Source organism: Fulvimarina fulva (assembly GCF_039652615.1).
Taxonomy (GTDB): domain Bacteria; phylum Pseudomonadota; class Alphaproteobacteria; order Rhizobiales; family Rhizobiaceae; genus Fulvimarina.
Window position 1 is genome coordinate 554,632 of sequence record NZ_JBDJAC010000001.1, and the last position, 26,415, is coordinate 581,046.

Genomic DNA, 26,415 nt, shown 5'->3' on the forward strand with positions numbered 1-26,415 from the left:
AATCTCTCCAAGGCCCGGCTTCTACGATTGGCTGATCTTCTGAACGATGATGAGTAGAATCGGATAGTGAACCGGGCGGCGGAGTAAGCCGTCGTCGACGTGGCCGGCTGCAGTCGCGCGGGCTGCGCGACCGGTAGGGCCGCACTCCTTGTCCGCTGCGTTGGCCGGATTTTCATCGTCACGACGGAACCCCGCAAAAATAAGGATGACCGCTTCGATCGAAGGGTCGATGATGTCTTGCTGCCCTCGGCGCACAAGGTCCGGGGCCGTACTGATCGCCGGGCGACGCTCGCATACTCGCATCGCGCTCAGCGCAAATTCTGAAAGCCCGAAGAGCGGCTGGTGGCTTTGGATGCATCTCAGCACGGAGCCGCCACGCTCCTCGCCAATTTCCGATCCTTCCTCGTCGAATGATCGGCTACCGGCTCCAGAAAGGCCGGTTTGGCGGGGCTTCTCATCCCTCTTATGCCTTGGTGCGCTGAGAAACAAGCCGTCTGGCTTGCGCGAATATGGTCACTCGGCGGGCCATTCGGGACATCTGCTCGTTATTTAACCCATCATATGGCCCGTTCGGGCTCCATTCTGGGGCGAGCGTCGCTTGCCATAATCGATACTCATCCGCGAGTTATGAGACGGCCCGCCCTTGAAGCCACATCCTGCCAGAAGGCCTTCCACCATGTTGCGAATCGGCGCTTGCGCCTGTTTGACGATTCTGGTCGCGTTCGCATTCGAGCTTCGCCCGGCCGCCGCAGAAACTGCGATCGTGACTCGCGTCGAGATCGAGGCGGAGCAGAACGGCCAGCAAAGCGCCATTTTCGATTTTACGACGGCGCCCGATGCGCGCCTCTTCATTTTGCGTTCGCCGGATCGGGTGGCGCTTGATTTGACCGATGCGCTGCCGGCGAGCGAACCTCTGCTGAAGGATGGCGGCGGCCTCATCGAAGGCGTCAGGCACGGTGCGACGGGTCCTGACCGTTATCGCTACATCTTTCGGCCGAAGTCCGGGGTGGAGGCGCGGCTGCTGCGCCAGGAGGACGGCGGCGCTCCTGCGACCTACGAGATCGTCTTTTCGAAGACGAATGGCGCCACGGTCGTTGCCGGTGAGCCGCGCCTTTGGGCCGAAGCGGACGCGCAGATCGTCACCCACGACGACATCTCCGACGAGGCGATCAACCGTCAGACCGGGTTTACGATCGTCATCGACCCGGGCCACGGCGGAGAGGACGATGGCGCGGTTGCCAAGAGCGGCGTTATGGAAAAAGACATCAACCTCGCCGCAGCCAAGGTTCTACGGGACGTGCTGGAAAAAAATGCCGGCGTTCGCGTGGTGATGACGCGTGAAAAGGATGAATTCGTCGGCCTTGTCGAACGCACCGAGATTGCGCGGCGAGAAAAAGCGAACCTCTTCATCTCCCTGCATGCCGACAGTATTCGGTACAAGGAACTGCGCGGCGCGACGATCTACACGCTCTCCGAAAAAGCATCCGATAGCCTTTCGCTGGAGATCGCCGCGAACGAAAACGCGGCCGATCGCTTCGGCGGCGAGAGTTATGGCGAGGAAGCCCCTGAAGTCTTCGATATATTGGCGGATCTTACTCGGCGGGAAACGGTCAGCTATTCCGAACATTTCGCATCCTCGCTCCTTGCCCGGATGCGGCAGTCCGATATCCGCTTCATCAAGAACCCGAAGCGTTCGGCAGCTTTCATCGTGCTCAAGGCGCCGGACGTTCCGTCCGTGCTGATCGAACTTGGCTTCATGTCCAATGCTCAGGATGCCAAACTCCTGGCCGACGAGACGTGGCGAACCGAGGCGATGACGACCATCGCGGAGGCGATCACATCCTTCTACGGGATTGGAAAGGACGGGTGACGCCCACCTCTGTCACTGCTTTGCTTTGGCCGGAGGCGGTGTTCTTTGCGGGAAATCGGAAACACATCATCGCTCTGCCGCATTTTGCTAGCAAAACGTAAATATGCACAGAAACGTGACTCGTTCGAAGGGGAACCCAGTTCGCATCGCCGTCAAACGCCCGTACGGGCTGTTCGTCGGCTGAGAGGCGGGGCAAAAGCGGGAAAAGGCGGCGCGGAACGACGCGTGTCGAACTGGTCCGGGCAGCCTTTACGAGGAACGAGGGGGGCAGGCGATGGGGATCGTCTTGCGCCAAGGGTCAGGAATCAGGGGTATCCGGATCGCATAAGCGCCGGAGAGTGGATAAGTCACCGATGATCAGATTGATCGGCTATTTCTTTGGGATTGGATCCGTTTTCTTCCTTATCGTGGCAGGCGGTCTCGCTTGGTATGTGGAAAGAATCGGTCAGGATCTTCCTGATTATGAGGTGCTTGCGGATTATAAGCCTCCCGTCACCACGCGCGTCCATGCATCGGATGGTCAGCTGATGGCGGAATATGCCCGCGAGCGCAGGCTATTCCTGCCGATCCAGGCGATCCCGGCACGTGTGAAGAACGCGTTTCTCGCGGCCGAGGACAAGAACTTCTATTCCCATCCGGGTGTCGATATCGAAGGTATCGGACGTGCCGTGGCTGTTATCGCGCAGGGTGGCCGGATGCAGGGTGCCTCGACGATCACCCAGCAGGTTGCGAAGAACTTTTTGCTGAGCAACGAGCGCACCTTCGACCGGAAGGTCAAGGAAGCGATCCTCTCGATGCGCATCGAGCAGGCTTATTCGAAAGACAAGATCCTCGAACTCTATCTCAATGAAATTTATCTCGGCATGGGCTCCTACGGCATCGCTGCCGCAGCACTCGCCTATTTCGACAAGGGCGTGAACGAGCTGACCGTCGAGGAGGCCGCTTATCTCGCCGCCCTTCCGAAAGCCCCCGAGAACTACAATCCCTTCCGCAATCCGGAACGGGCCATCGCGCGTCGCAACTGGGTGATCGCCCAGATGGACAACAACGGCTTCATCACGCACGAGGAAGCGAACCTCGCGAAGAACGAGCCACTCGGCGTCAATCCGCGCCCGACGGGCACCTATCTCGCGACGGCCGAATATTTCACCGAGGATGTTCGCCGCGAGATCGTAGATCGCTACGGCATCGACGCGCTTTACGAAGGCGGTCTGTCGGTTCGCACGACCCTCGATCCCGAATTGCAGAGTTACGCTCGGGACGCACTTCAATCTGCCCTCGTGAACTTCGACGAGAAGCGTGGCTTCCGCGGCCCCGTCGCGAATGTCGAGATCGGCAGCGACTGGGGTGAGGCCGTCGGCAAGGTCGAGGCATTCTCGGACGTGCCGCAGTGGCGGCTTGCCATCGTTCTTTCGACCGACAACGACAGCGCGAGCATCGGCCTTCAGCCGGCGCGGGACGCCGGCGGTAAGCTCGGCTCGGAGCGCGATGTCGCAACGATCACGAAATCCAATATGAATTGGGCGATGCGCCTCAACACCAAAGAGCGCCAGGGATCTGTTGGTGCCGTCTCCCAGGTGCTCAATCGGGGCGATATCGTCTACGTGGAGAAAACTGCGGACGGCGATGGCTGGAAGCTGCGCCAGCCGCCGGAGATCCAGGGTGGCCTCGTCGCCATGGAGCCGGGAACGGGACGGGTCCGCGCCATGGTCGGCGGCTTCTCCTACGGTGAATCCGAGTTCAATCGCGCGTCTCAGGCTTATCGTCAGCCCGGCTCGTCGTTCAAGCCATTCGTCTATGCGACGGCGCTCGACAACGGCTACACGCCGGCTTCGGTGATCCTCGATGCGCCGATCTCGATGCCGGATGGCAATGGCGGCGTCTGGTCGCCGTCCAACTACGGTGGCGGCTCCGCAGGACCGTCGACCCTTCGTCTTGGCATCGAAAAGAGCCGCAACCTCATGACCGTTCGTCTCGCCCGGGACATGGGCATGAAGCTCGTCGCGGAATATGCCGAGCGCTTCGGCATCTACGACAAGCTCGCGCCTTTTCTGCCGATGGCGCTCGGAGCCGGCGAGACGACGGTGCTGCGCATGGTCGGCGCTTATTCGGTGCTGGCAAACGGTGGTCGCGCGATCGAGCCGACACTGATCGACCGGGTGCAGGACCGCTATGGCCGCACGATCTACAAGCACGATCAGCGCTTCTGCGCCGAGTGCAATGTCGCTGGCTATTCCGGCCAGGGCGAACCGGAACTCGTCGATGAACGCGACCAGGTTCTGGATCCGATGACGGCCTATCAGATCACCTCGATGATGGAAGGCGTCGTTCAGCGGGGCACGGCAACCAAGGTCAAGGAGCTGGGCTTCCCGGTCGCCGGCAAGACCGGTACCACGAACGAGGAAAAGGACGTCTGGTTCGTCGGCTTCACGCCGGATTTGGTCGTCGGCGTCTACCTTGGCTACGACCAGCCGCGCCCGATGGGCCGTGGCGCAACAGGTGGCGGCCTTGCAGCGCCTGTCTTCATCGACTTCATGAAGAATGCGATGAAGGGCAAGACGCCCGTCGAGTTCAAGGTGCCGGAAGGCATGGAGGTTATCGCCGTCAATCGTTCGAATGGCATGCGGGCTTCGGGTGAGGGCGCAGGCACCATCATGGAAGCCTTCAAGCCGGGAACCGGTCCAGCCGACAGCTACAGCGTGATCGGCATGGATGCGATCGCTTCCGACGTGCGCCGGGGTGTCGTTTCCGAACAGACCCGCCAGGCGATTTCGCAAGGTGCCGGCGGACTTTTCTAGAGCCTAGCCAAGGCGTTTTCGCCTCGCTATATCGAACACTCGGACGAGGGCGGCGCTTGCGACCGCCCTTTTCCTTGAGGGCGTGCAGGACGGGAAAGGCCAGATGCGCTTTTCTCTCCCCACCCGCCACCAAACAGAGTTTACGGAGGACAGCGCCGTGCGCGCCGAAATCGAACACATTGTCGACGAGACCAAGCAGACCATCGGGCTGCTGAGGAGGCATCTTTGACTGGGATCAAGCTCTCAGACGTCTCGACCATCTGAATAACAAGGCCGAAGATCCCACGATCTGGAACGACCCGGCTGAGGCTCAGGCCCTGATGCGCGAGCGTCAGAACCTGGAGACCAACATAACCGCGATTCGCGATCTCGAAAGCGCGGTCGAGGAGAACGTCGAGCTCATCGCCATGGGCGAGGAAGAGGGCGACAGCGAGATCGTCACTGAAGCGGAAGCAACGCTCAAGGCGCTGATGACAGACGCGGCCAAGCGTCAGATCGAGACGCTGCTTTCGGGCGAGGCAGACTCCAACGATACCTATATGGAAGTCCATTCCGGTGCCGGTGGAACGGAGAGCCAGGACTGGGCTTCGATGCTTCAGCGCATGTATATTCGCTGGGCCGAGCGGGCCAAGTTCAAGGTGGAGGTTCTGGAAGAGCAGGGCGGGGACGAAGCCGGCATCAAGTCGACGACCCTCCTGATCAAGGGACACAACGCCTATGGCTGGGCGAAGACGGAATCGGGCGTTCATCGTCTGGTCCGCATCTCGCCATACGACAGTCAGGCGCGGCGTCACACGTCCTTCGCTTCCGTCTGGGTTTATCCGGTCGTGGATGATTCCATCGATATCGAAGTCAACGAGTCGGATGTCCGCATCGATACCTATCGCGCCTCGGGTGCGGGCGGCCAGCACGTCAATACGACGGATTCGGCCGTGCGTATCACGCATCTCGCGACCGGTATCGTGGTCGCCTGTCAGCAGGAGCGCTCGCAGCACAAGAACCGCGCAACGGCGTGGAACATGCTGAAGGCGCGGCTTTACGAGGCCGAGCTCGAACGACGGGAAGCCGAGGCGAACGCGGAAGCTGCTTCCAAGACCGATATCGGTTGGGGCCACCAGATCCGTTCATATGTCCTCCAGCCATATCAGCTGGTGAAGGACCTTCGGACCGGGGTTGAAAGCACATCTCCACAGGATGTTCTCGACGGTGAACTCGACGATTTCATGGAAGCGGCGCTGGCGCACCGGGTCGAGGGCAAAAAGGCATCGGTCGAAGACGTGGAATAAAATGGTTGGGCGAGGGGGCTTCGCGCACCTCCCGCCCGCCAAACTCCGACTGATGCCAGTCAGCTCAGGTCTTCGATCTTCTGGCCTGCGTGGATGAACCGCATCGGGTCGATCGCCCGTCCATGACGCCGGATTTCGTAGTGAAGATGCGGACCGGTGCTGCGTCCGGTGGACCCGACCGCGCCGAGCTGCATACCGCGTTCGATCTCATCCCCAACCTTCACATCGATGCGCGACATGTGCCCGAACCGCGTTTTCACGCCATTCCCGTGGTCGATTTCGACGAGGTTTCCGTAGCCGCCAGCGCGGCTCGCGCGAACGACTGTTCCTGCAGCGGTCGCGCGAATCGGCGAGCCCGAAGGCGCGGCGTAGTCTATGCCCGAATGGAGCGCACGGCGCCCCAGAAACGGGTCCGACCGGATGCCAAACCGCGAAGAGAGGCGCTTCATCGACATCGGTGCGGCGAATGGCAGTTTATCGGAAACGCCGCGAAGTCCCTCGAGGCGATCAAGGGCGCTCTCCAGTTCGGCATAAGTGAGTTCGAAGCCGGCCTCTTCGGGCGCAGGCTCGTATGGACCACCAAGGGCTAGATCCAGGTGATCTTCCGGCTCGATACCGACCGACGAAAGAACAGATGCAATTTTCGTCGATCTCTCGACGGCCTCGCTCGTCAAAACCTTCAGGTTCGCGATCTGCTGAATCTCAGCAAAGTCGATTGCTCGACCAAACCCCGACAGATCATCTTGCGAAAGGTTGGATGTCGAATGCCTGAGCGAGGCCGTCGTCAGCGGATCGATCGGATCGGCTTCTTCGGTGTCGCGCGCATCGTCGCCGCGAAGCTCCAACTGCGGGGCGGCAGAATGGAGATCACGAGTGAAGCCGGAGGCATCGCGGGAAGAGTTTGCAGGGTCGCTTGTCGCAAGTGAGGGCCGGGGTGTTGGAACGGGCGTTCCGTAGTCAGCGAATTCCGGAAGGATGCCGTTTTCCCTTGCGCGCTCGAAGATCGGTTCGAGCCGCTCGTAGCGCTCGGCGATCATTTCCTGCTGTTTCAGCAGAACATCGACTTTTGACTCGACCACCTTCTGGGCGACGAATTGCCGGCTGGTGGCTTCGTCCAGCTTGGTGCGCAGGGTTGCAAGTCGTGTTTCGTAGGACTGGCGAAGAGCGCTCTCCGTCGGGACAGATGACGGCGAAGCGTTTTCAGGGCTGTAATAGGCTAGTCCACCGAGAAACAGAGCCATCAGCCCGCCGATGACACTGCCGCGCAGAAGATGTCGATTGTCGAGCGTGACATGGCGAACCTGTTCGCCACGAGCCATGACGAAGGTGATCGGCAGCTTCCTGCGCCCGAAACCCGGCCTTTGTCGTGACGCCGCATTCATCCGAAAAAGCGCTCCCTTGCTCTGCTTGAGCGGCGCTTCTCAAACGATGAAGAGATGTATAGCCGCCTTCGCGGCATAAGACTTCATTATCGTTAACCAAACCTTTCTCCACGGGTGGTAAGAGCGAAATAGTCAGCCTACGCCTGCGGTTTGCGGGAGTATTCGCCGTTCGCAAAATTCATGAAATCAATGGCTTGATCGACGCGCCCTGCCAGTCGGGAGACCGGCGATTTTCGCGGTCTCTACCGTGAGAGCGGTGAGAGAGAGCGGTAGAAGGTCGGGGTCAGACCTGCTTCGGCCCGGGCGCGGTCGTTGAAGGGCGCCTTCACCTCGCCGCGGAAGCATTCACGCACAAGTTCCTGAAACCGCCGCGCCGGATCGATCCGTTGTCTGGCGCAAAGAAAGCGGAACCACTTGGCGCCGATCGCCACGTGCTTCTTCTCGTCGCGATAGATGATTTCGAGGATGGCTGCGGTTTCCCGGTCCTGAGCTTCCTCAAGTTTGGCGATCATCGACGGCGTGACGTCCAGCCCGCGAGCTTCCAGAATCAGCGGAACGATGGCGAGCCGGGCCGACAGGTCGTGCGCGGTCGCCTCGACGGCCTGCCAGAGACCGTCGTGGGCGGGCATCGCTCCGTAATGGGAGTCAAGATCGGCGAGACGGCCCGAGAGGAGCCCGAAGTGCTTGGCCTCTTCCAGCGCAACCGTCATCCATCCGTCGAAAAAGGACCGCGGCACCGGCTGATCGGCGAACCGTGCCACGATATCGAGAGCGAGATCGATGGCGTTGAGCTCGATATGGGCAAGGGCGTGGATCAGCGTGATCCGGCCTTCCACACTGTGAACCGACCGGCGCTTGACGAAGCGCGGATGAACGAGATCCGGCTTTTCCGGGCGCCCCGGACGATCGGGCAGTTTCGGATCGTCCGGCGCATGAAGACCGATGCGCCGCGCAAACCAGAGCCGGCAGGCAAGATTGGTCGCGCGGACCTTCTCCTCAACGTCCGCGGCGGCAAGCGCCTCGATCGACGCCCGCCGCAAAGTGCCGGGATGACGGCTCTCGCTCTCGTCCACCATCAGCCTTGAGCGTGCGCCTTGGCTGCTTCGAGAACGGCTTCAGCATGGCCCGGCACTTTCACCTTCGGCCAGAGCTTGACGATGGTTCCTTCGGCATCGGCAAGCACGGTCGTGCGCTCGACGCCCATGTACTTCTTGCCGTACATGGACTTTTCAACCCAGACGCCACAGGCGTCGAGGAAAGCCTTCTCCTCGTCCGCCAGAAGGCGAACCGTCAGGTCGTGCTTTTCCTTGAACTTGACGTGCTTCTTCACCGGATCGGGAGAAACGCCGATCACCGGAATGCCAAGCGCATCGAAATCGGATTTCAGCCCTGAAAACGCGATTGCCTCGTTGGTGCAGCCGGATGTGTCGTCCTTCGGATAGAAGTAGATCACGAACGGCTTGCCCTTCAAATCAGCGAGCGAGACCGTCGTTCCGGTCTCGTCCGGTAGGGAAAACTCGGGGAGGGCTGAACCTTCGGAAAGCGACATGGTGTTCGTCCTTCGTTGATTTTGATGTCGATGGCTGGCGACAGATCGGTTTCAGATCGGTTTTACCAGCACATGCTTCTTGCGGCCGACGGAGAGTTTGATCGCGCCATCGCGGGTCATCTCCTGATCGATCTGCATGCGTTCATCCGTTACCGGTTCGTCGTTCACCCTCACGGCACCGCCCTTCACGTGGCGGCGTGCTTCGCCGTTCGAGCCGGCAAGGCCGGCTGATACGAGGATGCTGAGGAGCCCGGTGCCCGCTTCCAGTTCCGCGCTCGGCACGCCGACCGATGGCAGGCTTTCGGCTGCAACGCCTTCCTCGAAGGTCTGCCGCGCGGTCTCGGCTGCAATATCGGCGGCCTCGCGGCCGTGCAGCATGGCTGTCACTTCCGTTGCGAGCGTCTTCTTCGCATCGTTGATTTCCGAGCCTCCAAGGCTCGCGAGCCGTGCGATCTCGTCCATCGGCAGAACAGTGTAGAGCTTCAGGAAACGCTCGACATCGGCATCCTCGGTGTTCCGCCAGAACTGCCAGAAGTCGTAGGGGCTCTTCATGTCCGGGTTCAGCCAGACGGCACCATCGGCGGTCTTTCCCATCTTCGCGCCTGACGATGTGGTCAGAAGCGGCGACGTCAACGCGAAGAGTTCTGCGCCTTCCATCCGGCGCCCGAGGTCGATGCCGTTGACGATGTTGCCCCACTGGTCCGAGCCGCCCATCTGCAAGCGGCATCCATAGCGCTTGTTGAGTTCGACGAAATCATAGGCCTGCAGGATCATGTAGTTGAATTCGAGGAAGGACAGCGACTGCTCGCGATCGAGCCGCAACTTCACCGAATCGAAGGAGAGCATACGGTTGACCGAGAAGTGGCGGCCGACATCGCGGAGAAATTCGATGTAATTGATGTCGAGCAGCCAGTCGGCATTGTTCACCATCATCCCGTCGGTCGGGCCGTCACCGAGCGTGATATAGTTCTCGAACCCGCGCCGGATGCCGGCGAGGTTCTCAGCGATGATTTCGCGCGTGTTGAGCTTGCGCGCCTCGTCCTTGAACGAGGGGTCGCCGATCATGCCGGTTCCACCGCCCATCAAGGCGATCGGCTTGTGACCGGTCTTCTGCATCCAGTGCAGCATCATGATCTGCATCAGAGAGCCGACATGGAGGCTCTTGGCGGTTGGATCGAACCCGATATAGCCGGTGACGGTCTCGGTCCGGAACAGATCGTCGAGACGCGTGTCGTCCGATGTCTGATGGATAAATCCGCGCTCGCTCAGCGCATGGAGAAAATCTGACCGAAATCCGCTCATATTATCATGCCTTGGATTGCTGGCCGGCCCTTGCAATGGATACGCCGGCTGATGAAGGCTCGTTTATCAGCCTTCCAGCTGAATTCCAGTGGCGGAGAGGAATTTGACGGTAACGGACAAGAGCATTTATCGCGCGATCGGCCTGATGAGCGGCACATCGCTTGATGGCATCGACGTCGCGCTGATCGAGACGGACGGCGAGCTTGAGGTGAAACGCGGTCCCGCGAGGACCTATGAATTCGACCACGCAATGCGCCTTCGCCTGGAGGAGGCGCTTCAGATGGGCAAGGCTTTGGTTAAGCGAACCGATCGCACGGACGCTCTCGCGGAGATCGAGATCGCTTTGACGGATCGGCATGCCGATGTCGTGCGCCGCTTTGCGTCGGAGCTCGGCATCGAGGTTTCCGAGATCGATCTTGTCGGATTTCATGGACAGACCGTGCTGCATCGGCCCGAAGAAGGCGTCACCGTTCAGATCGGCGACGGCGAGCGGCTTTCGAAGGCCCTCTGTGTGCCCGTCGTTTGGGATATGCGGGCCGAGGACATGAAAAAGGGCGGACAGGGCGCGCCGCTCGTTCCGGCCTATCATCGCGCGCTCACGTCCAATCTGCCTCCGGAGTTCGACGCTCGCCCGGTTGCGTACGTCAATATCGGTGGCATCTCGAACATCACCTATATCGATGGCGATGCTGATCCGATCGCCTTCGATTGCGGTCCGGGCAATGCGCTGATCGATCAGTGGCTTCAGCGAGAGGCCGGAATTCCCTATGACCAGAATGGTCGGATCGCGAGCGAAGGTGGCGTGATCGGGAATCTCTCTGCGCGCTATCTCTCTTCAGGCTTCTTCTCAAGAAAGGCGCCCAAGTCTCTGGACAGGTTCGATTTTCCTGTTCCGCAACCTGAGGACGGCGAGCTCTCCGATGTCGCGCGCACGCTCTGCTACGTGACCGCGCAAGCGATTGCCGCCGCGCGTGAGCATTTGCCTGAAATGCCGAAGCTCTGGATCGTCGCTGGCGGCGGTCGGCGCCATCCCTCGATCATGTCCGATCTCACCGACGCGGTCGGCGAAGAGGCGGATGTGGTTCTGGCGGAGGATTGCGGGTTCGACGGCGATGCGATGGAGGCCGAAGCCTGGGCCTATCTCGCGGTGCGCTCGCTCAAGGGCCTGCCGCTCACCTTTCCAACGACAACGAATTGCCGTGAAGCGGTGAGCGGAGGTGTTATTTCACGGCCGCCGGAGCAGCAGAGAGATTAGCGCAGCCGCTTCAGCTTCGGGTCCGACAGTTCGCCGGCGAGGCGCTGGTCGAGATAGTCCGAACAGTTGGCAAGCAGGGCGTCCGTCTGATCCTGGAAGAAGTGGTTCGCACCTTCCATGATTTTTTGGGTGATGACGATGCCCTTTTGCGTCTTCAGTTTGTCGACGAGCACCTGCACATCCTTGGGCGGCGCGACCCGGTCGCGATCGCCGTGGATAATGAGACCCGACGACGGGCAGGGCGCCAGAAACGAGAAGTCGTATGTGTTCGGCTGGGGCGCGATCGAGAAAAAGCCCTCGATCTCCGGCCGACGCATCAGCAGCTGCATTCCGATCCACGCGCCGAACGAATAGCCCGCGACCCAGGTTTCCTTCGAATCCGGATGAATGCTCTGGATCCAGTCCAGCGCGGATGCAGCATCCGAAAGTTCCCCGGACCCGTGATCGAATTCGCCCTGGCTCCGTCCGATGCCGCGAAAATTAAAGCGCAGCGTCGTGAAACCGCGTTCTACGAACATATAGAACAGCTGATAGACAATCTGGTTGTTCATGGTTCCGCCGAAACGCGGGTGCGGGTGGAGGACGATCGCGATGGGCGCGTTCTTTTCCTTCGCCGGCTGATAGCGGCCTTCGAGGCGCCCAGCGGGTCCCGTGAAAATGACTTCGGGCATTCGGCTCCGTTCCGAGATCGTGTCACAGCCCCAAATCACGGACGCGGCTTGACGCGCCGACTGGGGCTTCATAGTTTCCAGTTTAGAGCAATTCCAAACTACTGAATGGCTTAGGCTTATCTAGTCTGTTAGGGATCGGTTTTTCAAGGAATTTGCGCACCGGCCGAATTATTCGCCGGATGCGGTGGACGACAGGGAGCTCATGGCCGTCGCGGCAGACCGCATATACCTCGATTACAACGCTTCAGCGCCAATGCGCCCTGAAGCGCGTGAGGCGCTGATTGCTGCACTTGGTAGCGCCAATCCATCCTCCGTTCATTCCGAGGGTCGTGCGGCGCGCGCCCTTGTTGAGGACGCGCGGCGCGCGCTCGCAGATCTTGTCGGCTGCAATCCGGGTGAGGTGACCTTTACCAGCGGTGCCAGCGAGGCAGCGAACATGGCCTTGTCGCCGGAATGGCTGGTCGGGGGCGAACGTCGATTGCACGACTCTTTCGCCGTGCTTCGGACGGACCACTCGGCATTTCTCGAAGGCGGGCGGTTCGATGCGGCCCTTGGAACGCTGATCGAAGTCGATAGCGATGGTCTCATCCGCATGGATTCGCTGTCCACCTGCCTTGAAGCCATCGGCAAGTGTTCGGCCATTCTGGCAATCGGGCTCGCCAATTCCGAGACCGGTGTCATTCAGGATGTCATGGGTGTCGCAAAACTGATCGATGGGCGCGATATTCGCCTCATCGTCGATGCGAGTCAGTATGCGGGGCGCTTGCCCCTTGATTTCGAGTGCTGCCCGGCGGACGCCATCATCCTGTCCAGCCACAAGCTGGGTGGTCCGAAAGGCGTTGGCGCCGTTCTCTTCAAATCGACCTCCACGCGTCCGTTTCCGCTTATTCGTGGGGGTGGACAGGAAAAAGGTCGGCGCTCCGGCACCGAGCCGGTTGCGGAAATTGCGGGGTTTGGTGCCGCGGTGCGGGCCGCCGGCTTCGAGCTGCGCAACGAGGACGGCGAAATGGCGCGTCTGCGCGACGGGATGGAAGATGCGATTCTTTCCCGTTCGCCGGAAACCTTCGTCCTCGGGCAAAACGCACCGCGACTGCCGAATGTCAGCGCATTGGCGACACCCGGCCTGAAGAGCGAAACCGCCCAGATCGGTCTCGATCTCGCCGGTTTCGCGGTGTCCGCCGGTTCTGCCTGCTCGTCGGGCAAGGTTGGTCGCAGCCATGTCGTCGGCGCGATGGCCGAGGCAGGACTGGCGATCGATCCCGCCGATGGTGCCGTCCGCATGAGTTTCGGGCGCGACACCAGCGAGGCCGACCTTGCGCGATTCGCGGATGAATATGTGCGGCTTGCAACGAAAGCGGCGAAGAAGCCGCGGAGTATGAACCGCGCGGCCTGACGCCGCGCCGGAAGATTGAACGAACGGAGCGTCTGGCCCCTCAATATAAGGTCGGATCGTTCCTATCTTAATCGGTGTACCGGATCATCCTTTTCCGGTATGCGCACGACATGACCGTCCCCGGGCTTTGACCCCGGAGAGTATGGAGAAGAATATGCCGGCCGTTCAGGAAACGATCGACAGTGTCGCTCAGCTTGATGTCGACCAGTACAAGTACGGGTTCGAGACGCTGATCGAAATGGACGTTGCGCCCAAGGGGCTTAACGAAGATATTATCAAGCTGATCTCGACCAAGAAGCAGGAGCCGGAGTGGATGCTCGATTGGCGCCTGAAGGCGTTCGAGCGCTGGAAGACGATGGAAAGCCCGACCTGGGCGCGCCTCGATTATCCGCCGATCGATTTTCAGGACATCCACTACTACGCCGCGCCGAAGTCCATGTCGGGCCCGGCTTCGCTGGACGAAGTCGATCCCGAGATCCTCAAGACCTACGAGAAGCTTGGCATTCCGCTGAAGGAGCAGGAGATCCTCGCAGGCGTGCGAAAGGCGGATGAGCCGAGCGAGTTCGAAGATGATTCCGACACGCCGCCGTCAGGTCAGAATGGGCAGTCGCGCGTCGCAGTCGACGCCGTCTTCGATTCGGTATCCGTCGCGACGACCTTCAAGAAGGAGCTCCAGAAGGCCGGCGTGATCTTCATGCCGATCTCGGAGGCGATCCGCGAGCATCCCGAAATGGTCCAGAAATATCTCGGCTCGGTCGTGCCGGTCTCGGACAACTATTTCGCGACGATGAATTCGGCGGTCTTCACGGACGGCTCCTTCGTCTACGTTCCGAAGGGCGTTCGCTGCCCGATGGAGCTGTCGACCTATTTCCGCATCAACGAGCGCAACACCGGCCAGTTCGAGCGAACGCTCATCATCGCCGACGAGGGCTCCTACGTCTCCTATCTCGAAGGCTGCACCGCGCCCCAGCGCGACGAGAATCAGCTTCATGCGGCGGTCGTCGAACTGGTCGCCCTCGAAGGTGCCGAGATCAAGTATTCCACCGTTCAGAACTGGTATCCGGGCGATAAGGACGGCAAGGGCGGCATCTACAACTTCGTGACGAAGCGTGGCGATTGTCGCGGCGACAATTCGCGGATTTCCTGGACGCAAGTCGAGACGGGCTCGGCGATCACCTGGAAATACCCGTCCTGCATCCTGCGCGGCGACAATTCGCGCGGCGAGTTCTATTCGATCGCGGTCTCCAACGGTCGCCAGCAGATCGATTCGGGCACCAAGATGATCCATCTCGGCAAGAACACCTCGAGCCGCATCATCTCGAAGGGCATTTCAGCCGGTCACTCCAACAACACCTATCGCGGTCAGGTCTCGGCCCACCGCAAGGCAAAGAACGCGCGCAACTTCACCCAGTGCGACTCGCTTCTGATCGGTCAGGACTGCGGTGCGCACACCGTGCCGTATATCGAATCGAAGAACGCGACAGCGCAGTTCGAGCACGAAGCGACAACCTCGAAGATCTCCGACGATCAGCTGTTCTACTGCATGCAGCGCGGTATCCCGGAAGAAGAAGCCGTCGCTCTCATCGTCAACGGTTTCGTCAAGGACGTTATCCAGCAGCTGCCGATGGAGTTCATGGTCGAAGCCCAGAAGTTGATCGGGATCTCGCTTGAAGGAAGCGTTGGGTAATGCCCGACGGGGTCGTCATCGTCTGGTACGCCGCAATTTGCGGTTTTCTCGGAGCTTTCGCTCCGAGCTTCGGCGGAACGATCCTGAGGCTTGCAATCGGCGCGCTCGTGGGGATCGCTGCTGCGACCCTGCTTCCGTTTTTCAGGTCGAACGTCGGGCTGTAACGGTCGAGCGCCGGCCGAAAGCGGCGAAGATTCAAAGAAGATGAAATTGCGCTTTGAGCGCTTGTTGAACGACACTGGACGAACAAAAATGCTTGAAATCAAGAACCTTCACGCCCGCGTCGCCGATGAGGGGACCGAAATCCTTCGCGGTGTCGATCTGACCGTCAAGGACGGTGAAGTTGCCGCCATCATGGGCCCGAACGGCTCCGGCAAGTCTACGCTTTCCTACATTCTTGCGGGCCGCGAGGACTACGAGGTCACCGAGGGCGACATCATCTACAACGGCGAGTCGATCCTCGAGATGGATCCGGCCGAACGTGCCGCCACCGGTGTCTTCCTCGCCTTCCAGTATCCGCTGGAAATCCCGGGCGTTGCAACGATGACGTTCCTCAAGACCGCGCTCAACTCGCAGCGCAAGGCGCGCGGAGAAGGCGAGCTGACGACGCCGGACTTCATGCGCCGCGTAAAGGCTTCGGCGGCTGATCTGAAAATCAATCCGGACATGCTGAAGCGTCCTCTCAACGTCGGTTTCTCTGGCGGTGAAAAGAAGCGCGCCGAGATCCTTCAGATGGCGCTGCTCGAGCCCAAACTCTGCGTCATGGACGAGACGGATTCCGGCCTCGACATCGACGCGCTCAAGATCGTCTCCGACGGCGTGAATGCGCTGCGCTCGCCGGAGCGCTCCTTCCTCGTCATCACGCACTATCAGCGCCTTCTCGACTACATCGTGCCGGACACGGTGCATGTTCTTTCGAAGGGCCGCATCGTGAAGACCGGCGACAAGGACCTCGCGCTGCAGCTCGAAAAGGAAGGCTACAGCCAGATCATCGATGAGGCTGCGTAACCCCATGAGCACCGTCACTGAACTGAGACCGAGAACGCCCGCTGAAACGCGGCTCTTACAGCTTGCTGAAGCGCGCGGCGAAAACGAAAATGCCCGTCGTCCCGCGATCGAAGCATTGCGGCGGGAAGGCCTGCCGACGCGCAGGGTCGAGGCTTGGCACTATACCGACCTGCGCCAGCTGATGGGCAAGCGGCTCGGCGCTGACGATGCCGTAGAAGCGCTGCGTGAGACCAGCGAGACCATGCTCGAGCCGTTCCTGCACGGCTCTTCTATCGTTGACCTTTCGACGGCGAATGGTAGCCATCTGCCGGACGGCGTAACGGTTGCGAAATCCGATGCCGGGGCCGACTGGCAGGACACGCCGAACCGGCTCGACCGGTCTTTGGACACGGTGCGCGCCCTGAACGTTGCATTCGGCGCGGCCTCCACGGTGATCGCGGTGGCGGACAGCGCGCAGCCCGAGCATGCGATCGAGCTTCGGCCGGGGACTGGTATGGATGCCCATGCGTTCACCCGTGTCTCCCTCGGTGCGAAATCGAAGGCAACTTTTGTCGAGCGTCTCGACGGCGGCTCCTCGAATGCACCCTCCACAGGCGTCAGCGAACTTCATCTCGGCGAAGGCTCGGAGGTCCTCTGGATCGTCGATCAGGAGAAGGCTCTGGATGCGACCCATCTTGGCCAGCTTCATGTCCGCCTCGAAGCCAATTCGCTCTTCAAGCTGTTCGTCTTGAACGCTGGTGGCAGTCTGGTCCGCTATGAGGTTCACACGGACGTCGTGGGCGAGGGCGCCGATATCCAGATGCGCGGCGTCAATCTTATCAAAGATGGCCAGCACATCGACGTGACGACGACGCTCAACCACACCGTGGCGCACACCACGGCGACGGAAACGTTCCGCAATGTGGTGATGGGCGGACACGGCGTGTTCCAAGGCATCATCAAGGTCGCGCGCGGAGCCCAGAAGACCGACGCGAACATGGCCTGCAACTCGCTGCTTCTTTCCGACGAGGGCGATTTCTCGGCCAAGCCGGAACTCGAAATCTTCGCCGACGATGTGGTTTGCGGCCACGGTGCCACGGCAGGCGAGATCGACGCGGACCATCTTTTCTACCTCATGTCGCGCGGCATCCCCGCCGACGAGGCGCGTGCGCTTCTGATCAAGGCATTCGTCACGGAAGTGGTCGAGGAGCTTGAGGATGAGGCGATCGAAGAGGTGCTTGAAGCCCGCATCGACGCTTGGCTTGAGCGGAACGCGGCTCGCTGAGCCGCCGCGGCGATGGGAGCACTGGCCGGCGCGGCAGCGGCGGTCGACCTCCCTTAGCACAAACGACGTGATTTAAAGGCAATGACGATGACGGTCGATGCACCGACGCGAAACGGCACGAAGCCTTACGATATCGAGGCCATACGCCGCGATTTCCCCATTCTGTCGAAAGAGGTCTACGGCAAGTCGCTCGTCTATCTCGACAATGGCGCATCGGCGCAGAAACCGCGCCAGGTGATCGACCGGATCACCCATGCCTATGAGAACGAATATGCCAACGTTCATCGCGGCCTCCATTTCCTATCTAACGCCGCGACCGATGCCTATGAGGCGTCGCGCGAAACCGTGCGCAGCTTTCTGAACGCGCAGTCGAGCGAGGAGATCGTTTTCACCCGTTCGGCGACCGAGGCGATCAATCTTGTCGCCTATGGCTACGGAATGCAGGAGATCGGCGAGGGCGACGAGATCGTGCTCACCCAAGCCGAGCACCATTCCAACATCGTGCCCTGGCATTTCCTGCGCGAGCGCAAGGGGGCAAAGCTCGTCTTTGTACCGGTCGAGGACGATGGATCGATCACCGTCGAAGCATTCGAGAAGGCGATCACCCCTCGTACCAAACTCATCGCGACGACCCATATGTCGAACGTCCTTGGCACGGTCGTCGACGTGAAGGCCGTCACCAAGCTCGCCCATTCGAATAACATTCCTGTTCTGGTCGACGGTAGCCAGGGCGCGGTGCATCTTCCTGTGGATGTGACCGATATCGGCTGCGACTGGTACGCCTTCACCGGACATAAGGTTTATGGACCTTCCGGCATCGGCGTTCTCTACGGCAAGCGCGAGATGCTGGAGCGGATGCAGCCCTTCATGGGAGGCGGCGAGATGATCGTGGAAGTGACGGAGGAGGGCGTATCCTATAACGCGCCTCCCCATCGCTTCGAGGCGGGCACGCCGCCCATCGTTCAGGCCATCGGACTTGGCGCCGCGCTTCAATATATGGACGGGATTGGCCGCGAGGCGATCGCACGGCATGAGGCGGAACTCGGCGCTTACGCCCATCAGCGCCTGAAGCAGATCAACTCGCTGCGCATCTATGGCGAGGCACCCGGGAAGGGCGCGATCGTTTCCTTCGACATGCAAGGAATACACGCTCACGACATTTCCATGGTTATCGATCGTGAGGGGATTGCGGTGCGCGCGGGAACGCACTGCGCCCAGCCGCTCTTGAACCGGTTCGGCACCACGTCCACATGCCGGGCATCCTTCGGGATGTACAACACCATGGCGGAAGTGGATAAATTGGCCGAGGCGCTCGAAAAAGCGCGCCGGTTCTTCGCCTGAGGAGCTTTGATGACCGAAGAGAACGAGACCAAGCCGCAGATAGCCGAGGACGATACCGCCGCCGCCAATGTCGCGATGGCGCAGGGCGAGGCTGCCACCAAGTCGGCAATCCCGCCGGAAGAGCTGACGCGGCTCACCGACGATATCATCGGCGCCCTCAAGACGGTCTACGACCCGGAGATTCCGGCCGATATCTATGAACTCGGCCTGATATACAAAGTCGATATCGACGACAGCCGCGACATCGATATCGAGATGACACTCACCGCGCCCGGTTGCCCTGTTGCGGGTGAAATGCCCATATGGGTGGAGAATGCCGTCGCTTCCGTCGATGGTGTCGGGCAGGTGAAGGTCGAAATCGTGTTCGATCCGCCGTGGACGCCTGAGCGGATGAGCGAAGAGGCGCAGGTCGCCGTCGGCTGGTTCTGACCGGTCGAACGGACACCCGATGCGAGACTGTCCGGCTAAGCTGCCGGAGAAAGGACCGAAGCAATGGGCCGTTTTCAGGTACTCTCGATGACTGACGCCGCTGCCGAGCGCGTCAACGCCATACTTCAAGCCCAGGGCGAGGGCGCTCTGGGTGTGCGCATCGGCGTCAAGAAGGGCGGCTGCGCTGGCATGGAGTACACGGTCGATCTCGCGACCGAGGCCAAGGCCAACGAAGACTCGGTCGAAAAGAACGGCGCACGGGTTTTCATTGCTCCAGAAGCCGTTCTTTTCCTGCTTGGAACCGAGATGGATTATGAGGAAACGGTCCTGCGTTCGGGGTTCGTCTTCAACAATCCGAACCAGACCTCTGCCTGTGGCTGCGGCGAATCCGTCGAACTGAAGGCGGCTGACCTGAAAGAGCTTGCCGAGCAGCGCGCCGGGGCCTGATCATAGGCGCTACGCTTACACTTCCGACGCGATCAGGCCTTGGGTAACAAGCCATCTGTTTACATTGGCGGTTTTCGCCTCATGTCTGCGGGAGCGGCCGCGCGTATCGTCGCGGCTCCGTAACTATAAGGCAGAGGGAGGGACATTATGGGCAATGTGCTGGCAGTCGGCCGTTATGATCCAATCAGCAAAACCGCGATTGAAAACGAGGGCTGGATTTTCTTGCGGTCCATGAAGGACGCAGCCGAACTGGACGAGGCGGCCCGGCGCGATGTCCACGCAATCGCATATCTCGGCCATCACGCGTTTGACGGCGCATTGATGGACGAATTCCCCAATCTTGGACTGATCGCCAATTACGGCGTTGGCTATGATGCCATCAACGTCGACGCGGCGTCCGCACGCAATATCAAGGTCACGAACACGCCGGACGTTCTGTCCGACGACGTTGCCGACCACGCCGTTGCGATGCTTCTCGCGCATCTGCGATCCGTGCCGCATGCCGACCGCCATGTGCGCTCCGGTGCATGGGACCGCAAGGAAGCCTTTCCTCTTCAGCGCAAGATGAGCGGGCAGAAGATCGGCATCGTCGGCCTCGGACGGATTGGTCGCGAGATTGCCGATCGATTTGCCGCCTTCAAGATGGAAATTCACTACTGGTCCCGGAATTCCAAGGACGTGCCGAGCGGCTGGACCTACCATGACAACGCCCTCGACCTGATGCGCGCCGTGGACTTCGCGGTCATCGCGCTCGTCGGGGGATCGGAAACAGAAGACTTCGTGTCGAAGGATATGATCGAGGCGCTGGGACCTCGCGGTGTTCTGGTGAATATTTCGCGGGGATCGACGATCGACGAAGACGCAATGATCGAGGCCCTGCAGGACGGTCGCCTGGGCGGCGCCTGCCTTGATGTCTTTCGCAACGAACCACATGCAGACAAGCGGTTATACGAGCTGGAAAATGTCGTTCTTCAGCCGCATCATGCCTCCGCGACGGTCGAGACTCGGGCCGATATGGGCAAGCTCCAGCGGGACAATATTAAGGCTTTTCTAGCGGGCAAGCCGCTCCTGACACCGGTGAACTGACGTCGATTCTCGAATTGTGCTCGGCGCAGTCCGTCAGAGATTGGCACGCCATCCGCCGCAGCGATGGCTCACTCACAGGATCGCCCGGACCTTCGAGAAAAGTCCTGGCGATCATTTGTTTGCGGTTTTGGCTCGAAACACCGGGGTGATCATACCGAGGGGCCTTTGAAACCAACGGTTTCAGAAGACTGCCGGGAGCCCGATAGGCGCCTGAGCCAATCGTCGGACGAGAATTGACCTCTGGGTCAATTCAATTGTCCGGCGGTCAAGACGGAGCGTCCCGGTAGCGCCGGAATCCGTCAGAACAGACCTTCGATCTGGCCTTGATCGTTGAGGCGGATCGATTCGGCAGCAGGCGTCCGGGGCAGGCCGGGCATCGTCATCACGGCGCCGCAGATCACCACGACAAACCCTGCTCCGGCCGACAGCCGGACTTCCCGGATCGGGATCCTGAAGCCTGTTGGCGCTCCGCGCTTGGCGGGGTCTGTCGAGAAGGAATACTGGGTCTTCGCCATACACACCGGCAGGTTGCCGAAGCCTTGGTCTTCCCAGTCTTTCAGCTGGGCAAGGATTTTATCGTCGGCATCGATTCCGTCCGCCCGATAGACTTCCCTGGCAACGGTCTCGATCTTCTCCACAAGCCCCATCTCGTCGGGGTACAGCGGCTTGTATTCGGATTTACCGCTTTCGCAGACCTCGGCCACCTTGGCCGCGAGTTCTGTCACACCCTTTGAGCCCTCGGCCCAGTGTTTTGCGACGATCGCATCCTCGGCGCCGGTCTGCTTGGCAAAGTCGACCACAGCCTGCAGCTCGGCTTCGGTGTCCTTGATGAAGTGGTTGATCGCCACGATCACCGGGACACCGAACTTCTTGAGATTTTCGATATGCCTGCCGAGATTCGCGCATCCACTTTTGACAGCTTCGACGTTCTCGGTTCCAAGGTCGTCTTTGGCAACACCGCCGTTCATCTTGAGGGCGCGAACCGTTGCGACGAGCACCACGGCCTTCGGGTTGAGGCCGGCCTTACGGCACTTGATGTCGAGGAATTTCTCGGCGCCGAGATCGGCCCCGAAGCCGGCTTCGGTCACGACGTAGTCCGACAGTTTGAGAGCCGTCTTGGTCGCGATCACGGAATTGCAGCCATGGGCGATGTTTGCGAAGGGACCGCCATGCACGAAAGCAGGGTTGTTCTCGAGCGTTTGAACGAGATTGGGCTGGATGGCGTCCTTGAGGAGAACCGCCATCGCGCCTTCCGCCTTGATGTCCTTCACCGTGACCGGCGATTTGTCGCGGCGCTGACCAATGATAATCTTGCCGAGGCGCGCCTGAAGATCGGCGAGATCGGTGGCGAGGCAGAGAATGGCCATCACTTCAGAGGCGACGGTGATGTCGAACCGGTCTTCACGGGCAAACCCGTTGCTGACACCGCCCAGCGCAATCGCAATATGGCGCAGGGAGCGGTCATTCATGTCCATCACCCGCGGCCAGGTCACGCGGCGCGAATCAATGTCCTGTTCATTGTCGTGATAGATGTGATTGTCGATCATCGCCGACAGAAGATTGTGGGCTGTGCCAATGGCGTGAATGTCGCCCGTGAAGTGGAGGTTCATGTCCTCCATGGGAACGATCTGGGCGAGACCGCCGCCTGCCGCACCACCCTTGATGCCGAAATTCGGCCCGAGCGAGGCTTCGCGGATGCAGATCGTCGCCTTCTTGCCGATGGCGTTCAGGCCGTCGCCGAGACCGACCGTCGTCGTGGTCTTTCCCTCACCGGCAGGCGTCGGATTGACGGCCGTGACGAGGATGAGGTTGCCATCGGGCTTGTTCTCCAGGCTCTTGATGAATTCGGCGGTGACCTTCGCCTTGTCGTGCCCGTATGGAAGGAGGTGTTCTGCCGGAATTGAGAGCTTTGCGCCGATTTCCTGGATCGGCTTCTTTTTTGCAGCGCGCGCAATTTCGATATCGGATTTTACATCGCTCATTCATCACCTCCCTGAGCCACACGATATGGCAACTCAGTAATGTTATGGGCAAATCCCGGGCGAAGGAAACGGCTTTGAGACGAGAAAGCCCAAGGGGCAATCGATTGTCACCAAACGGGTAGGTCAAGGCCAGTATTCAGGCTGAAATCGTTATGCCCAGACAAACAACCGATCGCTTTGCACGTTGCGATTTTAAAAGAAACGGCGCACAAAACCCTCTTTTCTCGCACACAAGCTTGGGGAAACATGGTTGCCGCGGCAACGGGCGATTGGGGTGGGCCACTTGGAACCGACCGGCGCGGCGCATGGGCGGTTTCGGAATCGCGGGTCGTGAAGCGATCCCAAAGTATGTTTTCATACGGCTGATCGCGAGACTGACAGGGCCTCTTGCGGATGATTTCCGAGCGGTCTGTCGCCGGGAACGTAGAAATCCATGATTGAAATTTTGCGGCAACGCGTTTGACCGCTTGTCATTGGGCCGCTCCTGTTGTTAAGGAGCCTGCATGCGCCCGAACCAGGGCCCAGCGACCACGGATTTTTCTGGTCTCGCCTCGGATCACTCCGATCCGGCGCATTTCAGGAAAAGCCGATCGTTTCCGAAAGGAACGCCTCGCGGAGAGGTGGCAGAGTGGTCGAATGCACCGCACTCGAAATGCGGCATACGTTAATAGCGTATCGGGGGTTCGAATCCCCCCCTCTCCGCCATGAGTTTTCCACTCTCCGCTATTTAAAACCCCGCTTGTCCAGGCGTTTGACCCGGTCGACACACCCGTTTCGGGAGTGTGAGAGTGTCAATCTTCGCTGGTATATGGTCCGGTGTATCGTGCCGTGTATCGCGTGGCGGATCATCGAAGCGGAGCGCATCGGACGTCAATCGACGCGGGGCGGGTCCCTATCTCGTCCGGTCCGGGACGATCTATCTCTTTCAGATCCGTCTCCTGAAGGATCTGGGTGGCGGTCGCGCGAGGCCGTCGATCTGGATCAGTCTCGGCGCCTGTTCGGCGCGCGAGGCACGGCGGAAAGCCGACCTCCTTGCAGCTCATGCACGGTGGCGGTTCGAGGAACTGAATGGCAGACGGTTGGCTGAAGGCAAAGATGAGGACGGCGGGCAAGTTGAGGACAGGACGCCGACCTTTTCCGGAGAAACCCCGGAAGAGGAATGGTCGAGATGCGCGGATGGCTGAAGGCGAATCACTCCTTCATCACTGGCGAGGCCCCCGCCCGAATCCAGAGCAGGACGCTGCATTCGAGGGATGGCGCGGTCTGGTCAACATCGGACGTGAGATCGCCAAAGGCTCCGAAGGCAATCCGCTGATTGTCGACAGTGCGGATATTCTGAAATAAAAGTACGTCGACAAGGTCATGGGGACAGTATGGCAACATGCCCGCTGACAGAAACACAGTTGCTATTCGATGATCGTGATCGCCGCCATCGAGACGATGTTACGGCCACCGGCTGCTTCGCATTTGGCACCGAGGCTCGAATTGCCGTTGAAGTCGATCGTGTTCGCGATGATCTGGGTGCAGGCATCGCTATGGGCGGAGTTTCCGCGATATTCGACGTCGGAGGCCGGAAGGTAGACCGCCCCCTGGATCACCGATCCAGTCGTGCCGGCGATCTTGTGTCCGACGCCGGTCTGATCGCGCCCGCCGAAGAACAGGAGGCCTGAATAGGGACCGCTGGTCGGCGCGGACAGGTTGATCTCGCCATTGCCCGACAGCTTCATGGACGCGTTCTTCGTCAAGTAGATGGTGACGCCCGTGCCCGTAATGCTTGCGCCACCACTCATCGTGACATCGCCGTTTTCTACAATATAAAGGCCGGGCTCCAGCGTAACCGGGCCACCAAGAGAAAGCCCACTGCAGAATCGCATGACCTTGAGGCCGCTTGGATGGTTTTCCGTCGGGATGAGCGTCGTCGAGCGGTTGGGCTTGCCGACCTTGGCGTTCGAGCAGGTTCCTTGGGCCGCCGGCTCGGCAACGCTCCTGTAGGGATCGGAGACCGGCGCTGCCTCTTCACGCACTTTCGGACAATCGGTCAGGGTCAGATTGGTCGTGGTCGCGGCCCGTCCGACGGTCTGCATGCAGCCGGTCGAGAGCAACGCCTCGCCGAACATGTTGATCGAGTCCGACGCGTTCGAATTGGAGGCGATATCGCATCCCTCAAGTGCAACATCGGTCGATCCGCCCACGCTGACGGCGCCGGGAGCCGTCTTTGCGAGAGCGAGAATGCAGGCGTTCGATTGCTGCTCGATCCTCGCCACCGCACGGGCATTGAGAACGATCGGGTCGGCGTCGAGAATGGCTGAGAACAGCCGGGTCTGGGTCGTCGAAACCCTGAGCTCCACGGTACTCGGATCGCCGGCATTGGGGCCGGTCGCCGCCGGGGCGTTGAGAAGCAGGGCGTTGTCCGCGATCGGGAACCCGGTCTGTGCCGCGATGTAACCTGCGGCAGCGCGCATGGACTCGGCGTCGGCGCCGGAATTCTTGCGAAGCGCTGCCGCGTGAACGGCGACGTCGGCGGCATGCTGGAGCCCGCGCTGCTCGGCGTACCACAGCCCGGTCTCGACACCGAAGCCGATGCCCGCGACCAGCATGGGCACGAGGACAGCCGTGATGACCGAGGTGGAGCCCCCGTCCTCGCCTCGAAACCGGCGGACCAGGCGGCAGGCTATCGATGCTGCAGCTGCAACGCTCATAGCGCGACGACCCTGATGACCACCGGCGAAATGATGACGACGAAAAGCACCGGAAGGAAGAACACGATCATCGGCACCGTCAGCTTCGGCGGCAGAGCGGCGGCCTTCTTTTCCGCCGCCGCCATGCGCATGTCTCGATTCTCCTGGGCGAGGACGCGGATCGCGTGTCCGATCGGCGTGCCGTATTTTTCGGCCTGCCCAAGGGCCGTCACGACCGCTCGCACGCCTTCGAGATCCGTCCTGAGCGCGAGATTTTCGAGCGCCTTGCGTCTGTCCGGGAGATAGGAAAGCTCCGCGGTCGTGAGATTGAGCTCCTCCGACAAGGGAACGGACTGGCTGCCGATTTCGTCGGACACCTTCCGAAACGCTGCCTCGATGCTCATGCCGGATTCGACGCAGATCAGCATGAGGTCGAGCGCCTCCGGCCAGGCCCGGCGGATCGATATCTGCCGCTTCTTCGCCTTGTTGGCGACGAGGATCGCCGGAAGCTTGAAGCCGAACAGGGCCGTCGCAAGCGCGATTGCGATGTCTCCGATCAATGGCAGGTCGATCGCCAACGATGCGTAGAAGAGGGAGAGAACCAAAGCGACGACGGCGAAGATCACCTGAGCTGCGAGAAACTTGATGATCGGGCCGCGACCGCGATAGCCGGCGACCCGCAAGGCCTGGACCGTCTTGCCGTTTTCGGCCTTCACCGAGAGGTTCAGCCGGTCGACGATCAGCTGGTAGAGCTTGCGCGGTTCGGCGAGGAGAAGTCCTTCCCTGCGCTCGCCGAGCCTAGAGCGTTCGCGGACGCGGATCTCCTCGCGCTCGTCGGCGACGAGCTTCATGCGCGCCTTCAGATTGTCGCCCGGCGCGAGATAGGGCCAGGCGACGACCACGATCGCAAGCATGGTAGCGAAGGCGGCCAGAACCGACGTCAGGGCTTCGGTGTCGTCGGCTAGGTTGGAGAGAACATTCACGACA

The 26,415-nt window shown here is 60.6% G+C and carries 23 protein-coding genes and 1 tRNA gene; 15 read left to right on the forward strand and 9 right to left on the reverse strand.

The window, feature by feature from the left end; translation table 11 throughout:
- Positions 1-21: 21 nt before the first annotated feature.
- A complete protein-coding gene (locus ABDX79_RS02580) occupies positions 22-489 on the reverse strand; it encodes a hypothetical protein (protein WP_346218683.1) in 468 nt (155 codons plus the stop codon).
- Between the two features lie 187 nt (positions 490-676).
- Here ABDX79_RS02580 and ABDX79_RS02585 point away from each other — a divergent pair, with 187 nt between their 5' ends.
- The 3 genes from ABDX79_RS02585 (at position 677) to prfB (ending at position 5,954) form a co-directional block, all read left to right on the forward strand.
- Entirely contained in the window at positions 677-1,870 is a 1,194-nt protein-coding gene (locus ABDX79_RS02585; protein WP_346218684.1) for an N-acetylmuramoyl-L-alanine amidase, read from the forward strand.
- Between the two features lie 353 nt (positions 1,871-2,223).
- Positions 2,224-4,668, forward strand: a complete 2,445-nt coding sequence (locus ABDX79_RS02590) for a penicillin-binding protein 1A (RefSeq protein WP_346218685.1) — start codon at positions 2,224-2,226, stop codon at positions 4,666-4,668.
- A gap of 157 nt (positions 4,669-4,825) precedes the next feature.
- A protein-coding gene (gene prfB, locus ABDX79_RS02595; protein WP_346218686.1) for a peptide chain release factor 2 occupies positions 4,826-5,954 on the forward strand; the annotation gives its coding sequence in 2 pieces (ribosomal slippage) (positions 4,826-4,894 and positions 4,896-5,954; 1,128 coding nt in all).
- Positions 5,955-6,013: 59 nt separating this feature from the next.
- On the opposite strand, the gene ABDX79_RS02600 is transcribed toward prfB, so the two are convergent.
- The 4 genes from ABDX79_RS02600 to tyrS form a co-directional block, all read right to left on the reverse strand.
- Entirely contained in the window at positions 6,014-7,336 is a 1,323-nt protein-coding gene (locus tag ABDX79_RS02600; protein WP_346218687.1) for a M23 family metallopeptidase, read from the reverse strand.
- 242 nt (positions 7,337-7,578) lie between these two features.
- Positions 7,579-8,412: a ferritin-like domain-containing protein gene (locus tag ABDX79_RS02605; RefSeq protein WP_346218688.1), complete on the reverse strand. Its 834-nt coding sequence runs from the start codon at positions 8,410-8,412 to the stop codon at positions 7,579-7,581.
- Positions 8,412-8,885 (reverse strand): peroxiredoxin, encoded by a 474-nt coding sequence (locus ABDX79_RS02610; protein WP_346218689.1) that lies wholly within the window; start codon positions 8,883-8,885, stop codon positions 8,412-8,414. The genes ABDX79_RS02605 and ABDX79_RS02610 overlap by 1 nt, the downstream gene beginning before the upstream one ends.
- A gap of 51 nt (positions 8,886-8,936) precedes the next feature.
- Positions 8,937-10,187 (reverse strand): tyrosine--tRNA ligase, encoded by a 1,251-nt coding sequence (gene tyrS / locus ABDX79_RS02615; RefSeq protein ID WP_346218690.1) that lies wholly within the window; start codon positions 10,185-10,187, stop codon positions 8,937-8,939.
- A 103-nt stretch (positions 10,188-10,290) separates the two neighbouring features.
- Here tyrS and ABDX79_RS02620 point away from each other — a divergent pair, with 103 nt between their 5' ends.
- Positions 10,291-11,442, forward strand: coding sequence for an anhydro-N-acetylmuramic acid kinase (locus ABDX79_RS02620; RefSeq protein WP_346218691.1), 1,152 nt, complete (start codon positions 10,291-10,293; stop codon positions 11,440-11,442).
- Here ABDX79_RS02620 and ABDX79_RS02625 read toward each other — a convergent pair.
- Entirely contained in the window at positions 11,439-12,113 is a 675-nt protein-coding gene (locus ABDX79_RS02625; protein WP_346218692.1) for an alpha/beta hydrolase, read from the reverse strand. The two genes, ABDX79_RS02620 and ABDX79_RS02625, sit on opposite strands and share 4 nt — an antisense overlap.
- Positions 12,114-12,315: 202 nt before the next feature.
- Between ABDX79_RS02625 and ABDX79_RS02630 the strand changes: the two genes are divergently transcribed.
- The 9 genes from ABDX79_RS02630 to ABDX79_RS02670 all read left to right on the forward strand — a co-directional run bounded on the left by ABDX79_RS02630 (position 12,316) and on the right by ABDX79_RS02670 (position 20,768).
- The gene (locus tag ABDX79_RS02630) at positions 12,316-13,506 is read left to right on the forward strand and encodes a cysteine desulfurase family protein (RefSeq protein WP_346218693.1); all 1,191 of its coding nucleotides are present in this window, start codon (positions 12,316-12,318) and stop codon (positions 13,504-13,506) included.
- 154 nt (positions 13,507-13,660) lie between these two features.
- Positions 13,661-15,193: a Fe-S cluster assembly protein SufB gene (gene sufB / locus ABDX79_RS02635; RefSeq protein ID WP_346218889.1), complete on the forward strand. Its 1,533-nt coding sequence runs from the start codon at positions 13,661-13,663 to the stop codon at positions 15,191-15,193.
- Complete coding sequence (locus tag ABDX79_RS02640; protein WP_346218694.1) at positions 15,193-15,357, forward strand: hypothetical protein; 165 nt, start codon at positions 15,193-15,195, stop codon at positions 15,355-15,357. Before sufB ends, ABDX79_RS02640 begins: the two co-directional genes overlap by 1 nt.
- 88 nt (positions 15,358-15,445) lie before the next feature.
- On the forward strand, positions 15,446-16,201 hold the full coding sequence (sufC, locus tag ABDX79_RS02645) for a Fe-S cluster assembly ATPase SufC (protein ID WP_346218695.1): 756 nt from the start codon (positions 15,446-15,448) through the stop codon (positions 16,199-16,201).
- Positions 16,202-16,205: 4 nt separating this feature from the next.
- Complete coding sequence (gene sufD / locus ABDX79_RS02650; RefSeq protein WP_346218696.1) at positions 16,206-17,465, forward strand: Fe-S cluster assembly protein SufD; 1,260 nt, start codon at positions 16,206-16,208, stop codon at positions 17,463-17,465.
- A gap of 87 nt (positions 17,466-17,552) precedes the next feature.
- The gene (locus tag ABDX79_RS02655) at positions 17,553-18,806 is read left to right on the forward strand and encodes a cysteine desulfurase (protein WP_346218697.1); all 1,254 of its coding nucleotides are present in this window, start codon (positions 17,553-17,555) and stop codon (positions 18,804-18,806) included.
- 75 nt (positions 18,807-18,881) lie between these two features.
- Positions 18,882-19,235: an SUF system Fe-S cluster assembly protein gene (locus tag ABDX79_RS02660; protein WP_346218890.1), complete on the forward strand. Its 354-nt coding sequence runs from the start codon at positions 18,882-18,884 to the stop codon at positions 19,233-19,235.
- 63 nt (positions 19,236-19,298) lie between these two features.
- Positions 19,299-19,682: a Fe-S cluster assembly scaffold SufA gene (sufA, locus tag ABDX79_RS02665; RefSeq protein ID WP_346218698.1), complete on the forward strand. Its 384-nt coding sequence runs from the start codon at positions 19,299-19,301 to the stop codon at positions 19,680-19,682.
- 147 nt (positions 19,683-19,829) lie between these two features.
- On the forward strand, positions 19,830-20,768 hold the full coding sequence (locus ABDX79_RS02670; RefSeq protein WP_346218699.1) for a 2-hydroxyacid dehydrogenase: 939 nt from the start codon (positions 19,830-19,832) through the stop codon (positions 20,766-20,768).
- A gap of 299 nt (positions 20,769-21,067) precedes the next feature.
- On the opposite strand, the gene ABDX79_RS02675 is transcribed toward ABDX79_RS02670, so the two are convergent.
- Positions 21,068-22,750, reverse strand: coding sequence for a formate--tetrahydrofolate ligase (locus ABDX79_RS02675; protein ID WP_346218700.1), 1,683 nt, complete (start codon positions 22,748-22,750; stop codon positions 21,068-21,070).
- 614 nt (positions 22,751-23,364) lie between these two features.
- On the opposite strand from ABDX79_RS02675, the gene ABDX79_RS02680 reads away from it, so the two are divergent.
- A tRNA-Ser gene (locus ABDX79_RS02680) sits at positions 23,365-23,455 on the forward strand.
- 471 nt (positions 23,456-23,926) lie between these two features.
- Positions 23,927-24,094, forward strand: a complete 168-nt coding sequence (locus tag ABDX79_RS02685; protein ID WP_346218701.1) for a hypothetical protein — start codon at positions 23,927-23,929, stop codon at positions 24,092-24,094.
- A 62-nt stretch (positions 24,095-24,156) separates the two neighbouring features.
- On the opposite strand, the gene ABDX79_RS02690 is transcribed toward ABDX79_RS02685, so the two are convergent.
- Both ABDX79_RS02690 and ABDX79_RS02695 read right to left on the reverse strand, forming a co-directional pair.
- Positions 24,157-25,449 carry a pilus assembly protein TadG-related protein gene (locus ABDX79_RS02690; RefSeq protein ID WP_346218702.1) on the reverse strand — a complete coding sequence of 431 codons (1,293 nt, stop codon included), beginning with the start codon at positions 25,447-25,449 and terminating at the stop codon, positions 24,157-24,159.
- The gene (locus tag ABDX79_RS02695; RefSeq protein WP_346218703.1) at positions 25,446-26,411 is read right to left on the reverse strand and encodes a type II secretion system F family protein; all 966 of its coding nucleotides are present in this window, start codon (positions 26,409-26,411) and stop codon (positions 25,446-25,448) included. Before ABDX79_RS02695 ends, ABDX79_RS02690 begins: the two co-directional genes overlap by 4 nt.
- Positions 26,412-26,415: the final 4 nt, after the last annotated feature.